We start from the raw sequence: 702 nt of genomic DNA on the forward strand, positions 1-702 counted from the left end.
TTTCTTGATTAAGCCCTCGATCGATTAGTACTGGTCAGCTCAACACCTCACGGTGCTTACACCCCCAGCCTATCCACCCTGTCTTCTTCAGGGGATCTTACCCAGCTTGCCTGGTGGGAAGTCTTATCTTGAGGGGGGCTTCGCGCTTAGATGCTTTCAGCGCTTCTCCCTTCCCGACTTGGCTACTCAGCTCTGCAGTTGGCACCACAACTGAGACACCAGCGGTCGGTTCATCCCGGTCCTCTCGTACTAAGGACAACTCCTCTCAAACTTCCTCCGCCCGCGGCAGATAGGGACCGAACTGTCTCACGACGTTCTGAACCCAGCTCGCGTACCGCTTTAATGGGCGAACAGCCCAACCCTTGGGACCTACTTCAGCCCCAGGATGCGATGAGCCGACATCGAGGTGCCAAACCTCCCCGTCGATGTGGACTCTTGGGGGAGATCAGCCTGTTATCCCCGGGGTAGCTTTTATCCGTTGAGCGACGGCCCTTCCACTCGGCACCGCCGGATCACTAAGCCCGACTTTCGTCCCTGCTCGAGATGTCCCTCTCGCAGTCAAGCTCCCTTCTGCCTTTGCACTCCATGCGCGATTTCCATCCGCGCTGAGGGAACCCTTGGGCGCCTCCGTTACTCTTTAGGAGGCGACCGCCCCAGTCAAACTGCCCGCCTGACACTGTCCCCAAACCTGCTTCAAGGTCC

General features: G+C 58.3%; 1 rRNA gene. It reads right to left on the reverse strand.

The features are described from left to right. Positions 1-4: 4 nt before the first annotated feature. Positions 5-702 (reverse strand): 23S ribosomal RNA (locus AC4ED1_RS14695); the annotation flags it as partial.

This window comes from Effusibacillus sp. SKA8 (genome assembly GCF_058273125.1).